Source organism: Xanthomonas sp. WHRI 6106, assembly GCF_040202405.1.
Taxonomy (GTDB): Bacteria; Pseudomonadota; Gammaproteobacteria; order Xanthomonadales; family Xanthomonadaceae; genus Xanthomonas; species Xanthomonas cannabis.
Window position 1 is genome coordinate 632,588 of record NZ_JBEGFC010000001.1, and the last position, 12,443, is coordinate 645,030.

10 protein-coding genes and 1 pseudogene are annotated in these 12,443 nt (G+C 64.7%); 10 read left to right on the top strand and 1 reads right to left on the bottom strand.

Annotation, left to right across the window (positions count from 1 at the left end):
- The first annotated feature begins 112 nt into the window (after window positions 1–112).
- The 10 genes and pseudogenes from ABQZ09_RS02845 to ABQZ09_RS02890 all read left to right on the top strand — a co-directional run bounded on the left by ABQZ09_RS02845 (window position 113) and on the right by ABQZ09_RS02890 (window position 9,399).
- Complete coding sequence (locus ABQZ09_RS02845; RefSeq protein ID WP_039403183.1) at window positions 113–670, top strand: glutathione peroxidase; 558 nt, start codon at window positions 113–115, stop codon at window positions 668–670.
- Between the two features lie 90 nt (window positions 671–760).
- Window positions 761–1,732 carry an FKBP-type peptidyl-prolyl cis-trans isomerase gene (locus ABQZ09_RS02850; protein WP_349776067.1) on the top strand — a complete coding sequence of 324 codons (972 nt, stop codon included), beginning with the start codon at window positions 761–763 and terminating at the stop codon, window positions 1,730–1,732.
- A gap of 61 nt (window positions 1,733–1,793) precedes the next feature.
- Window positions 1,794–2,147: pseudogene (locus ABQZ09_RS02855) on the top strand (UDP binding domain-containing protein); the annotation flags it as partial.
- Window positions 2,140–2,376, top strand: a complete 237-nt coding sequence (locus ABQZ09_RS02860) for a SlyX family protein (protein ID WP_039403175.1) — start codon at window positions 2,140–2,142, stop codon at window positions 2,374–2,376. The pseudogene ABQZ09_RS02855 and the gene ABQZ09_RS02860, both read left to right, overlap by 8 nt.
- Window positions 2,377–2,394: 18 nt before the next feature.
- Entirely contained in the window at window positions 2,395–3,132 is a 738-nt protein-coding gene (locus tag ABQZ09_RS02865; RefSeq protein WP_349776068.1) for a DUF2058 domain-containing protein, read from the top strand.
- Between the two features lie 393 nt (window positions 3,133–3,525).
- Entirely contained in the window at window positions 3,526–4,368 is an 843-nt protein-coding gene (locus ABQZ09_RS02870; RefSeq protein ID WP_184552102.1) for a transporter, read from the top strand.
- A 415-nt stretch (window positions 4,369–4,783) separates the two neighbouring features.
- Entirely contained in the window at window positions 4,784–5,890 is a 1,107-nt protein-coding gene (locus ABQZ09_RS02875) for a LacI family DNA-binding transcriptional regulator (protein ID WP_349776109.1), read from the top strand.
- A gap of 13 nt (window positions 5,891–5,903) precedes the next feature.
- Window positions 5,904–7,214 (top strand): L-fucose:H+ symporter permease, encoded by a 1,311-nt coding sequence (fucP, locus tag ABQZ09_RS02880; RefSeq protein ID WP_349776069.1) that lies wholly within the window; start codon window positions 5,904–5,906, stop codon window positions 7,212–7,214.
- Complete coding sequence (locus ABQZ09_RS02885) at window positions 7,211–8,197, top strand: carbohydrate kinase family protein (protein ID WP_349776070.1); 987 nt, start codon at window positions 7,211–7,213, stop codon at window positions 8,195–8,197. The genes fucP and ABQZ09_RS02885 overlap by 4 nt, the downstream gene beginning before the upstream one ends.
- Window positions 8,194–9,399: an AGE family epimerase/isomerase gene (locus ABQZ09_RS02890; RefSeq protein ID WP_184552096.1), complete on the top strand. Its 1,206-nt coding sequence runs from the start codon at window positions 8,194–8,196 to the stop codon at window positions 9,397–9,399. The genes ABQZ09_RS02885 and ABQZ09_RS02890 overlap by 4 nt, the downstream gene beginning before the upstream one ends.
- Before the next feature lie 130 nt (window positions 9,400–9,529).
- Here the strand turns inward: ABQZ09_RS02890 and metH are convergent, their stop codons facing one another.
- A complete protein-coding gene (gene metH / locus ABQZ09_RS02895) occupies window positions 9,530–12,283 on the bottom strand; it encodes a methionine synthase (RefSeq protein WP_349776071.1) in 2,754 nt (917 codons plus the stop codon).
- Window positions 12,284–12,443: the final 160 nt, after the last annotated feature.

Consider the following 12,443-nt stretch of genomic DNA (forward strand, 5'->3'; position numbering starts at 1 on the left):
TGGTGTTGTATTCAACTATAACACCGACACGCAGGCAGTCAACTGTCTGTCACACCCAACTGATGGCACCCCGCCAAATTCGGGATGCCGATCCCTCGCCGAGGCTTTGCCCATGTTGCTGAAACGTCTGTTAGTGGTTGTATTTGCTGGATTTTTCGCGGGCTCGGCGCTGGCCGCCGGCGCTGCGCTGCTGGATCTGGACTACCGCCCGCTCGCCGGAAAGGCGCCAATCAACCTGAACCGCAGTTACGGTGGCAAGGTGGTGATGGTGGTCAATACCGCCAGCAAGTGCGGCTACACCCCGCAGTACGAAGGCCTGGAAGCGCTCAACAAGCGCTACGCCAGCCGTGGGTTTGCGGTGTTGGGCTTTCCGTCGAACGATTTTCAGGGGCAGGAGCCCGGATCCGAGAAACAGATCCAGGAATTCTGCACGCTGACCTATGGCGTCAAGTTCCCGATGTTCGAGAAGGTGCATGTGCTTGGCAAGGAGGCCACGCCGTTGTACCAGCGGCTGACCCAGGCGACGGGCGTGGCGCCGGGGTGGAACTTCCACAAGTATCTGATTGGTCGCGATGGGCGCGTGGTGGCGCAGTTCCCCAGCAAGATCAAACCGGACGATCCGCGCGTTGTGTCGGCGATCGAACGCGAGCTCAATGCGCCCTCGCGCTGAGCACGGCTCTCGCAACGCCGCGTGCGCATGCGACAATGCGTGTTCAGCGCCGTCGGCGGCGTGTCTTTTCACTTTCGGGAAGTGCATCGAATGAAGATGGGAAAGCGCGGCGCGGCGGCGTCGCTACTGATGGTGGCAATGGCGGCTTCGGTGCCGGCGATGTCGCAGCAACCGGCCGCGGCGGCCACCAAGGAGAAGCCAGTTTTGAATGCATCGTCTGAGAAAAGCACGCGCGACAACGTCAGCTACGCCATCGGTATGGATGTGGCCCGCTCGTTCGAGCCGATCGCCCAGGACATCGATCTGAGCGCCATGCAACGCGCCATCGAAAATGCATTCAAGGGTGGCAAGCCGCTGTTGTCCGACGAGCAGACCCAGGCCACCGATACCGCCCTGCGCACCGCGCTGGCGGCCCGTAACGGCCAGCAGGTGCCGGGCATGGCGCCGGGTTCCGCGCCGGCTGCCCCGTCCAAGGAAAACGTCGGCCTGATGCTCGGCGACCGTGCAGTTGGTCCGTCGCTGGCCGGCATCAAGGACGAGATCGATCTGTCGATCCTGATGGAAGCGGTGCGTACCGTGTTCGCCAAGGGCACCACGCGCCTGACCCAGCAGGAAGCGGCCGCCACCATGCAGGCCTTCGCCTCGGCCAAGCAGGGCGCTGCCGGTGCCAAGAATCGCGAAGAAGGCAATGCCTTCCTTGCCAAGAACAAGACCGAGAAGGGCGTGATCACCACCGCATCCGGCCTGCAGTACATGGTGCTGCGCCAGGGCAGCGGCGAGCGTCCGATGCGGACCAACAAGGTGCGCGTCAATTACGAAGGCAAGCTGCTCGATGGCCAGGTGTTCGATAGTTCCTACCAGCGCGGCCAGCCGGCCGAGTTCGGCCTGGATCAGGTCATTCCCGGCTGGACCGAGGGCGTCGCGTTGATGCCGGTCGGTTCGAAGTATCGGTTTTGGATTCCATCCAACCTGGCCTATGGCCCGAACGGCACGCAGGGTGGGCCGATCGGACCGGACGCAACCTTGACGTTCGATGTCGAACTGATGGGCATCCTTCCCTGATCTGTCGCAGAACTTCCGTACCCATGCGCGTTGCGATCTCTGGTGCCGGCGACGTTGGTCCAGCACCGACGACGTGCGTGCTGCGTCTAGCCGTTGCCTGATGGCGCAGCCGTGGGAACCTGGTGCCAGCGTGCGAGCCTCCGACCCGGAGGCCACTCGTGAAACCAGGCGCATCTTCGGCGGGCGCGATGACCTGACCTTCTGCGACGAAGCGTTCGCGGCACCGGAAGGCGCCCACGCATTGGTTCTGGCCACCGGATGGAAGCAGCTCCGCAGCCCGGATTTTGGCAAGATCAGGCAGGCAGTGAAGGACAAGGTCGTGTTCGACGGCCGCAACCTGTATGACCGGCAAGAGATCGAAGCCGCTGGTCTGGCTTACTACGCTATCGGACGAGGCCGTTCGTTACATGCATGAGCAACTCTCGCCGCGCGACCAGGACCTGGAAGCGCGATTGGTGGAACTGGAAACGCGCCTCTCCTTTCAGGAGCAGGCGCTCAACGAACTGAGTGAAGCGCTTGCGGATGCCCGTTTGACTGGTGCCCGCAATGCCGAACTGATCCGCCACCTGCTCGAGGATCTGGGCAAGGTGCGCTCCACGTTGTTTGCCGATGCGGCGGATGAACCGCCGCCTCCGCACTATTAATTGCAGATTGCCGCCGCCATGAGCGATACCCTACGTGACCAGCTGCTTGGCCTGGGCTTCAAGTCCGCGCCCAAGCCAGAACGCAAACCCGACGCGCGGCCTGCCGCGCGTCCGCACGGCAAGGGCGGCAAGCCCGCACCCGGCGGCCACCGGCCGGATGGCCAGGGCAGGGGGCCTCAGCGGTCGTCTGCCGCCTCGGCCACCGATGGCAGTGGCGAACGCAAGCACGGGGCCAGGCCCGATCGTCGTAACGACGGCCGGCCGGCGGGGTTGCCACGTCCGCCGCAGGCCGACGCAGGCCGGCGCGGTCCCAGGCCGCCGCGCACGCGCGAAGACATCGATCTGGCCAAGGCCTATGCGATCCGGGCGCAGCGCGAGAAGGATGAACGCATCGAAGCCGAGCGTATCAAGCAGGAAGAAGCACGCCTGCGCCGCGAAGCCAAGGCCAAGCTGGAAGAACTGCTCAAGGACAAGGGACTGAATCACGCCGATGCCGACATTGCCCGGCATTTTCCGTACGGCGGCAAGATCAAGCGTATCTATGTCACCGCCGACCAGCTCAAGGCACTCAACGCCGGCGAGCTCGGCGTGCTGCAGCTCAACGGGCGCTATCTGCTGGTGACGGCCGAAGTGCTGGCCGAAGCCGAGGCGGTGTTCGCGCCATCGGTCGCCCTGAAGGTGGACCCGAACGCACCTGCGGGCGAGGATCCCTATGCCGATCCCAAGTACCAGGTGCCTGACGATCTGGTCTGGTAAGGCGGCATCACGTGGCTGTCTTGAAAGGGCACCTGAGGGTGCCCTTTTTGTTGGCGGGCGAGCTTGCCAATGGTTGCGACTGGGCAGGGCGGCGGGATGCTGACCCACCGGATCGGGCCTGCCTGCCGGCCTGGCGATCGTCAGTGCCGGAGCAGTTGCTCGTTGACGTCGGCGCGTGTCGGCTAGTGCGCCTGTTGTAGCTGTCGCCGCAGCGTGCTGTTTTGCCGCGCCACGGCCTGCCACGCGTACAACGCTGGCTGCGCCGCTGGCGAGAGCGGCGCGGTATACAAACCGGTCACGGCCGGCGCGGCACCATGCGCGCCGTTGCTGGTCGACGCAGCCATCCCGACGATTTGCTGCGTTGTCGCTCACTTCCTGCCGATGGTGCCACCCATGTCCGTGTTTTCTGTTCCCGCGCAATTGCGTGCCGATGCACCGTCGGTGCCGGCGTCTTCCTTCGTGAGCGAGCGGTTGCAGCTGCGCGCAGGGCGACCTCTGCTGCTGGCCGGGGCGCTGCTGGTGTTGTGCCTGAGCAGCCGGCCGGCAGCGGCGCAGGCGGAGGATCCACCGGCGTTCGACCGGCCAGGCATTCCGTTTGCCGCCGAGGTGTTGCAGCCCGGCGCATTCGCCTGGGAGCAGGGTTTGCCGGATGCGAGCACCGATCGCACCGATGGCCAGCGGACCACGCTGTACACCGCCGACACCGTGCTGCGTCTGGGCCTGTCGCAACAGGTGGAGCTGCAAATGGGCAGCGACAGTTACAACTGGCAGCACGGGGGCGGCCAACGCGTGCGCGGCGGCGGCGACAGTCATATTGGCTTGAAGGTGGCCCTGCCATCGCGCTCCGACAGTTTTCACTGGGCGGCGCTGGGCACCTACAGCGTCCCGACGGGCAGCCCGGCCTTCAGCGACGGCTATGCCCGCGAACTCGGCGTCACCGCCTCCTGGGACCTCGCGCAGCAGCGTGCATTTGCGCTGTACGTCAACTACGCGCGCGACGACGAGGGCCACACCTGGACCTTTGCACCCAATTACACGTTTTTTTCCGGCGAGCATTTCAGCAGCTACGTCGAAGCCGGGTTCGATACCGGCAGCGAGCATTCGCGCGTGGCGGGTGCGGGCGGCGCCTGGCAACTGGCGCACGCGATGCAGCTGGATGTCTCGGTGCTGCGCGGGCTGACCTCGGAGAGCCCCGACTGGCAGGGCGGAATTGGCTTGTCGATCGCGTTTCAGTAACGACTGTCGGTGAGCCAGGCGTCTGCGTCGTGCTGCCCGGACGACGCTAGCCGCGTGCTGCGTGGCTGCCAGTGGCGGCCCGGACGGTCGTGGCGGCATCGCGATGCGGGGCTGCATTCTCGAGCTGGCGATGGCGGTCACGGGCAAAAAGTTTTAGATGCCGGGTGGGTGCAGGGCGAAGATGGCGTCACGTTGGCGTCAGCCGATCTTGCGGCAAGGAGCCGTGCGCTGCTTGATCGCCCTAACCGACCAGTCGGCACGCACTGAGCGGACTATCCGCCTGATTTGTTGCACTGCCGCATGCATTGGGAACAAGGAAAAGGCCTAATTGGATCGATCCAATGAACGCCACGGGCATGCGCATTTCTCTCAACGCCAGGTCTGCAACTTGACGCGTGCCACGCCGACATCCGCAATGGAAGAGGACGGCGACGCGCGCCGTCTGCGCCGTGGCGCAGTGACATTGCGCGATATCGCGGTCGCCATCGGTGTGTCGCGTGCCACCGTCTCGCTGGTACTGCGTGGCAGCCCCTTGGTGCATGCAAGCACGCGGGCACGTGTCGAGGCCGAGCTGGATCGACAGAACTATGTGTACAACCGCGCCGCCGCCAATCTGCGCCGGCGCACCTCGTCCAGCATCGCGTTGGTCATCAACGACCTGTCCAATCCATTTTTTGCCGAGTTCGCCGCAGGCGTCGATGAAGCGCTGGGCGCCGCCGGCTATGTGACGCTGCTGGGCAGCACCGGTGAATCGACGCAGCGCCAGCAGGCGGTGCTGACCTCGTTGATGGAGCACACGCCGGCCGGAATCATCCTGTCGCCGGCCGAAGGCAGTCAGGCGCAGGCCCTGACCCAGGTGCTCGGCCGCCAGCGCAACGTCGTGCTGTTCAACCGCGAAGTGGAGGGTGCCGGTTGGGATCTGCTGGCGCTCGACAACGAGCAGGGTGCGTTTCTGGCCTGCACGCACCTCATCGCGCAAGGTCACCGGCACATCGTGTTCTTCGGTGGCCATGCCGAATCCAGTTCGTGCCGCCAGCGCCGTGCCGGCTACACGCGTGCAATGACGGATGCGGGGCTGGCCGTGCAGTACGTCGAGTCGGCACCCAATCGCCAGGATGCCGCGCTGTGTGGCGCACGCATGTTGGGCGGTGCGGGCCAGCGCGTGAGTGCGGCGGTCTGCTACAACGACAGCGTGGCGCTGGGCCTGATGGCCGCGCTGGCGATGCAGGGCAGTGTGCCCGGCCGCGATTTTGCGGTGACCGGCTTCGACGATATCGCCGAAGCCGCGTTGTTCACCCCGGCCCTGACCACGCTGGCCGCCGATCCGCGCGCGCGTGGCCGGCAGGCCGCGCAACTGGTGCTGCAGCGTATCGGCAGCCCTGAACTGGCGGCGCAACGGCTCACCGCCGCCGTCGCCTTGAAGATCCGTGCAAGCAGTGCATGCGCGCCGACCGCAGCGCCTGCGCCGCAACGCGCAAGCCATTCCCCCAACCGTTCCCCCACCAAGGCCTCAGGCCGCTGACCAGGCAACTCCTATGGTTTCCCTTTCCACGCAATCCACTGTGCCAAGCGGCAACAAGGCGCCCGTCAACAACGGCGTCGCGTTGTCGGTGGTCACCACGATCTTCTTCATGTGGGGCTTTCTCACCTGCCTCAACGACATCCTGATCCCGCACCTCAAAGCGGTGTTCGAGCTCAACTTCGCCCAGGCGATGCTGGTGCAGTTCACCTTCTTCGGTGCGTATTTCCTGATGTCGCTGCCGGCCGGTTGGCTGGTGAACCGGTTGGGCTACAAGCAGGGCATCGTGGCAGGACTTGCGGTGGCGGCAGTTGGAGCGCTGGGCTTCTGGCCGGCGGCAGAATTGCGGGTGTATGGCGCATTTCTGGGCGCATTGTTCGTGCTGGCCACCGGCATCACCATCCTGCAGGTGGCGGCCAATCCGTACGTGGCATTGCTGGGGCCCGAGCGCAGCGCGTCCAGCCGTCTGACCCTGGCGCAGGCGCTCAACTCGTTGGGGACGGCGATCGCGCCGCTGTTGGGTGGCTGGTTGATCCTGTCCAACACGGTGATGAGCGGCGACCAGCTCAAGGCACTGCCGCAGGCCGAGCAGCTGGCCTATCGCGTGCAGGAAGCGCAGGCGGTGCAAGGGCCCTATATCGGCCTGGGCGTGGTGCTGTTCCTGCTGGCGATCTTCGTGTTTCTGTTCCGTCTGCCGGCACTGACCGATGCAGGCGCACAGAAAGACCAAAGCACGCATAGCCTGCGCGATGCCTTGCGTCACCCGCATGTGCGCTTCGGGGTGCTGGCGATCTTTTTCTATGTCGGCGCAGAAGTGGCGATCGGCAGCCTGATGGTCAATTACTTCTCGTTGCCGGAGATCGGCGGTTTCACCGAGCGCGAAGCGACCAAGTACGTCTCGGCCTACTGGACGCTGGCGATGATCGGCCGTTTCATCGGCTCGGCACTGCTGGCCAAACTGTCGCCCCGCGTCCTGTTGTCGGCGTTCGCGGCGATCAATGCACTGCTGCTGGGCGCCACCATGGTCAGCGGCGGCATGCTGGCGGTGTACGCACTGGTGGCGATCGGCCTGTTCAACTCGATCATGTTCCCGACCATCTTCACCCTGGGCATCGAGCGCCTGGGCGCATTGACCGGCCGCGCCTCCAGCCTGCTGATCATGGCCATTGTCGGCGGTGCGATCGTGCCGTATCTGCAGGGCCTGCTCGCAGACCGGATCGGCCTGCATGAGTCGTTCGTGCTGCCGCTGGTGTGCTACCTGTACATCGTGTTCTACGGTATCTGGGGCTCGCGTCTGCGTGGCGCATTGGCGGAGGCGCACGCATGAGCGCTGCCAAGAACCAGGTGATCTGCTTCGGCGAAGCCTTGATCGACATGCTGGCCCTGCCACAGGCTGGCAGCGACGACGCGCGCACGTTTGCGCAATATGCGGGCGGCGCGCCGGCCAACGTGGCTGTCGCTGTCGCCAAGCTCGGCGGTGCGTCCCATTTTATTGGCATGCTCGGGCGCGACATGTTCGGCGACTTCCTGCTGCAGAGCCTGCAGCAGGCCGGTGTGGCCACCGGCGGCATCGTGCGCACCGATCAGGCCAAGACGGCGCTGGCCTTCGTTGCGTTGGACGAAGCCGGCGAGCGCAGTTTCAGTTTCTACCGGCCGCCTGCAGCGGATCTGCTGTTCCGTCCCGAACATTTTGCTGCCGATGGCTTCGCGCAGGCGGCGGTGCTGCATGTGTGCTCCAACAGCATGACCGAGCTGGAGATTGCGCAATGCACGCTGGACGGCATGCGCCGCGCGCGCGCCGATGGCGCCATCGTCAGCCTCGATCTCAACCTGCGCCCGATGCTGTGGCCGCAGGACGTGAACCCGGCGCCGGTGCTGTGGGAGGCGCTGGCCCTGGCCGATGTGGTCAAGCTCTCGCGCGAAGAGCTCGACTATCTGGCCGGCACGCTGGACAGCGATGCCAGCGCGGTGACGCAGAAGCTGTGGCAGGGCAACGCGACCTGGCTGCTGGTCACCGATGGTGGCGGCCCGGTGCACTGGCAGACCCGCACCGATTCCGGTCAGGTGCCGGCGTTCACCGTGCAGGTGCGCGATAGCACTGCTGCGGGCGATGCGTTTGTGGGTGGGCTGCTGTTCCAGCTGGCTGCGCGCGGCACCACGCTGGCGCAATTGTGCGGCGATACCTCGGCGATGACCGAGGTGATCCGGTTCGCTGCCGCCGTCGGCGCATTGGCGGTCACGCGCAAGGGCGCGTTCGCTGCGATGCCCGGCATCGATGACGTCCATTCTCTGATCCAGGAACAAGCATGAGCCCGTTGCCCGCATCCCCCGCACCCGATTTCCGCTCGGCCGATGTCCTGCGCCAGCACATCGCCGACACCATGGCGTTCTACCACCCGCGCGCGATCGACCCGGCCGGTGGCTTCTTTCAGTATTTCCGCGATGACGGCTCTATCTACGACGCCGGGCACCGGCATCTGGTGAGTAGCACGCGCTTCGTCTTCAACTACGCGATGGCCTACCGCGAGTTCGGCAACGCCGAGTACCTGGAGGCGGTGCGCCACGGCCTGGATTACCTGCGCAACGTGCATCGCAATGCGGCGACCGGCGGCTATGCCTGGACCTTGCGCGATGGCGTGGTGGAAGACGACATGAACCACTGCTACGGCGTTGCATTCGTGCTGCTGGCGTATTCGTGCGGGCTGAAGGCCGGCATCGCCGAAGCCCGCACGTGGATGGACGAAACCTGGCAGCTGCTGGAGAAGTATTTCTGGGAGCCGGAATTTGGCTTGTACCGCGATGAAGCCGACGCCCACTTCAATTTCACCACGTATCGCGGCCAGAACGCCAACATGCATATGTGCGAGGCGATGATCGCCGCGTATGAGGCCAGTGGCGAGCAACGTTATCTCGACCGTGCGCTGCAGTTGGCCGACAACATGACGCGCCGTCAGGCCGCCAAGGCCGATGGCCTGGTGTGGGAGCACTACGACCCGCAGTGGAACATCGATTGGGATTACAACCGCGATGACCCCAAGCACCTGTTCCGCCCCTGGGGCTTCCAGCCAGGCCATCAGACCGAATGGGCCAAGCTGCTGATGCTGCTGGACCGCTACGCGCCGGCCGACTGGTTGTTGCCGACCGCGCAACACCTGTTCGATGTGGCGGTGGAACGCTCCTGGGATGCCCAACGCGGCGGGCTGTATTACGGCTTCGCACCGGACGGGCAGGTCTGCGATGACGACAAGTACTTCTGGGTGCAGGCCGAATCGCTCGCTGCTGCCGCATTACTGGCCCAGCGCAGTGGCGAGGATCGCTACTGGCAGTGGTACGACAAGCTGTGGGACTACGCCTGGAAGCACATGATCGATCACCGCTACGGCGCGTGGTATCGCATCCTGGACGCGGACAACCGCAAGTACAGCGACGAGAAGAGCCCGGCCGGCAAGACCGATTACCACACCATGGGCGCATGCTACGAGGTTCTGAACGTGTTGCGCCCGGCTGCCTGATGTTGATGTGATCAAAGCGCCGCTGTCGAAGGTCGGCGGCCCCACGTAGGAGCGCACCCGGGCGCGACAGGGCTTTACTGGTAACGCCCTGTCGCGCCCGGGTGCGCTCCTACGGTGTTTGCGGCGGCCCTTACTCCGGGTCGTAATCCAGGTTCGATGCCAGCCAGCGTTCGGCCAAGGCCAGCGTGATCCCCTTGCGCTTGGCGTAGTCGGCAACCTGTTCCTTGCCCAGGCGCCCGACCACGAAATACTGGCTCTTGGGATGGCTGAAGTAATAGCCGGACACCGCGGCGGTAGGCAGCATCGCGAAGCTCTCGGTCAGCGTCATCGTGGTGTTTTGCTCTGCATCGAGCAGGTCGAACAGCGTGCGTTTTTCGCTGTGTTCCGGGCAAGCCGGGTAACCGGGGGCAGGGCGAATGCCGTGATAGCGTTCGGCGATCAAGGCGTCGTTGTCCAGGCTCTCGTCGTCCGCATAGCCCCAGAACTCGGTGCGCACGCGCTGATGCAAGCGCTCCGCCAGTGCTTCGGCCAGGCGATCGGCCAGCGCCTTGAGCAGGATCGCATTGTAGTCGTCGTGGGCGGCTTCAAAGCGGGCCACATGCGGGTCGATGCCGATGCCCGCGGTGACCGCGAAGGCACCGATCCAGTCCTGCACACCGCTGTCCTTGGGCGCGATGAAATCGGCCAGGCAGAAATCCGGGCGGTCGATGGGTTTGTCGACTTGCTGGCGCAAGAAATGCAGGGAATGGGGAATGGAGAATCGGGAATGGTCGAGCGCGGGAGCATCGCTTTGCGATTCCCGACTCCCGATTCCCGATTCCGCCGCTTCGGTCAGGACGACGACGTCATCGCCCACGCTATTGGCCGGCCATAGCCCAAACACGGCCTTCGCCGTCAGCCACTTCTCGTCGACGATCTGCTTGAGCATGCGGCGTGCGTCGCGATACAGCTCGCTGGCCTGGGTGCCGACGATCTCGTCGCTGAGGATGGCCGGGAACTTGCCGGCCAGCTCCCAGGCCTGGAAGAACGGGGTCCAGTCGATCAGCTCGACCAACTCCTGCAGCGGGTAGTCGTCGAAAACGTGCAGGCCCGGCTGGCGTGGCGCGGGCGGCACGTAGCTGTCCCATCCGCCATCGAAGCGTTGCGCACGTGCCTTTTCCAGCGACACCAGTCGCTTGGCATCGCCACGGTTGCGATGGCGGGCACGGATCTCGGCGTAGTCGGCGTCATTGGCGGCCACGAACGCCTGACGCAGGTCGCGCGAGATCAGCGATTGCGCAACGCCGACCGCACGCGAGGCATCTTTGACCCACACGGTGGGCGCGGTGTAGTGCGGGTCGATCTTCAGCGCGGTATGCGCGCGCGAGGTGGTGGCACCGCCGATCAAGAGCGGGATCTCGAACCCCTGGCGCTGCATCTCGCGCGCCACATGCGACATCTCTTCCAGCGACGGCGTGATCAAGCCCGACAGACCGATCAGGTCGGCATTTTCTGCGCGTGCACGGTCCAGGATCACCTGCGCCGACACCATCACGCCCAGGTCCACCACATCGAAGTTGTTGCAGGCCAACACCACGCCGACGATGTTCTTGCCGATGTCGTGCACGTCACCCTTGACGGTGGCCATGATGATCTTGCCATTGGACCTGCCGACATCGCCGGTGCGCAATTTTTCCGCTTCGATGTAGGGCAACAGATACGCCACGGCCTTCTTCATTACGCGTGCGGACTTGACCACCTGCGGCAGGAACATCTTGCCGGCGCCAAACAGGTCGCCGACCACGTTCATGCCGTCCATCAGCGGGCCTTCGATCACATCCAGCGGGCGGGCGGACTGCTGACGCGCTTCTTCGGTATCGGTGTCCACGTACGCATCGATGCCGTGCACCAATGCATGCGCCAGGCGCGCGCGTACCGGCTTGTCGCGCCAGGCCAGGTCTTCGGCTTTCGCCGCACCCTTGGTGCCCTTGTAACGCTCGGCGATCTCCAGCAGGCGCTCGGTGCCGTCCTTGCGCCGGTTGAGGATCACATCCTCCACGCGCTCGCGTAGCTCAGGGTCCAGGTCGTCGTAGATCGGCATGCCGCCGGCATTGACGATGCCCATGTCCATGCCGGCCTTGATCGCATGGAACAGGAACACCGAGTGGATGGCCTGGCGCACGCTTTCGTTGCCGCGGAACGAGAACGACACATTCGACACGCCGCCGGAGATATGGCAGTGCGGCAACGTGCGCTTGATTTCACGGGTGGCTTCGATGAAGTCCACTGCGTAGTTGTCGTGTTCTTCGATGCCGGTGGCGACGGCAAAGATGTTCGGGTCGAAGATGATGTCTTCCGGCGGGAAGCCGACCTGCTCGGTCAGCACCTTGTAGGCACGCGTGCAGATTTCCACCTTGCGTGCGCAGGTGTCCGCCTGGCCCACCTCATCGAAGGCCATCACCACCGCGGCGGCGCCATAGCGCAACACCTTGCGTGCCTGCTCGATGAAGACCGCTTCGCCTTCCTTGAGCGAGATCGAATTGACCACGCTCTTGCCTTGCAGGCATTTCAGGCCCGCTTCGATTACCGTCCACTTGGACGAATCGACCATCACCGGGATGCGCGCGATATCCGGTTCGGACATGATCAGATTGAGAAAGCGGGTCATCGCCTTCTCGGAATCGATCAGGCCCTCGTCCATGTTGACGTCGAGGATCTGCGCACCATTGGCCACCTGCTGGCGCGCCACTTCCACCGCTTCTTCGTAGCGCTCTTCCTTGATCAGCTTGCGGAACTGGGCGCTGCCGGTGACGTTGGTGCGCTCGCCGACGTTGATAAACAGCAGGTCAGGGGTGATGACCAGCGGTTCCAGGCCGGACAGGCGGGTGTAGCGGGGAGTGCTCATGCAAGGCCCTGCTGGAGGTTGGCGCCGCGATCAGTCTGGGTGTGTTGGTGTTTATGACCAGATGAGGGAACGCGATGGAATGCGGCCCTCATCCGGCGCTGCGCGCCACCTTCTCCCGCAGGCGGGAGAAGGGCAAGGCGCGGCGCGTGGAGTGTCGTTG

Excerpts from the sequence above, each read along its gene's own strand:
- ABQZ09_RS02845 (WP_039403183.1), top strand. The coding sequence starts at position 113 with ATGTTGCTGAAACGTCTGTTAGTGGTTGTATTTGCTGGATTTTTCGCG.
- ABQZ09_RS02850 (WP_349776067.1), top strand. The coding sequence starts at position 761 with ATGAAGATGGGAAAGCGCGGCGCGGCGGCGTCGCTACTGATGGTGGCA.
- ABQZ09_RS02860 (WP_039403175.1), top strand. The coding sequence starts at position 2,140 with ATGCATGAGCAACTCTCGCCGCGCGACCAGGACCTGGAAGCGCGATTG.
- ABQZ09_RS02865 (WP_349776068.1), top strand. The coding sequence starts at position 2,395 with ATGAGCGATACCCTACGTGACCAGCTGCTTGGCCTGGGCTTCAAGTCC.
- ABQZ09_RS02870 (WP_184552102.1), top strand. The coding sequence starts at position 3,526 with ATGTCCGTGTTTTCTGTTCCCGCGCAATTGCGTGCCGATGCACCGTCG.
- ABQZ09_RS02875 (WP_349776109.1), top strand. The coding sequence starts at position 4,784 with ATGGAAGAGGACGGCGACGCGCGCCGTCTGCGCCGTGGCGCAGTGACA.
- fucP (WP_349776069.1), top strand. The coding sequence starts at position 5,904 with ATGGTTTCCCTTTCCACGCAATCCACTGTGCCAAGCGGCAACAAGGCG.
- ABQZ09_RS02885 (WP_349776070.1), top strand. The coding sequence starts at position 7,211 with ATGAGCGCTGCCAAGAACCAGGTGATCTGCTTCGGCGAAGCCTTGATC.
- ABQZ09_RS02890 (WP_184552096.1), top strand. The coding sequence starts at position 8,194 with ATGAGCCCGTTGCCCGCATCCCCCGCACCCGATTTCCGCTCGGCCGAT.
- metH (WP_349776071.1), bottom strand. The coding sequence starts at position 12,283 with ATGAGCACTCCCCGCTACACCCGCCTGTCCGGCCTGGAACCGCTGGTC.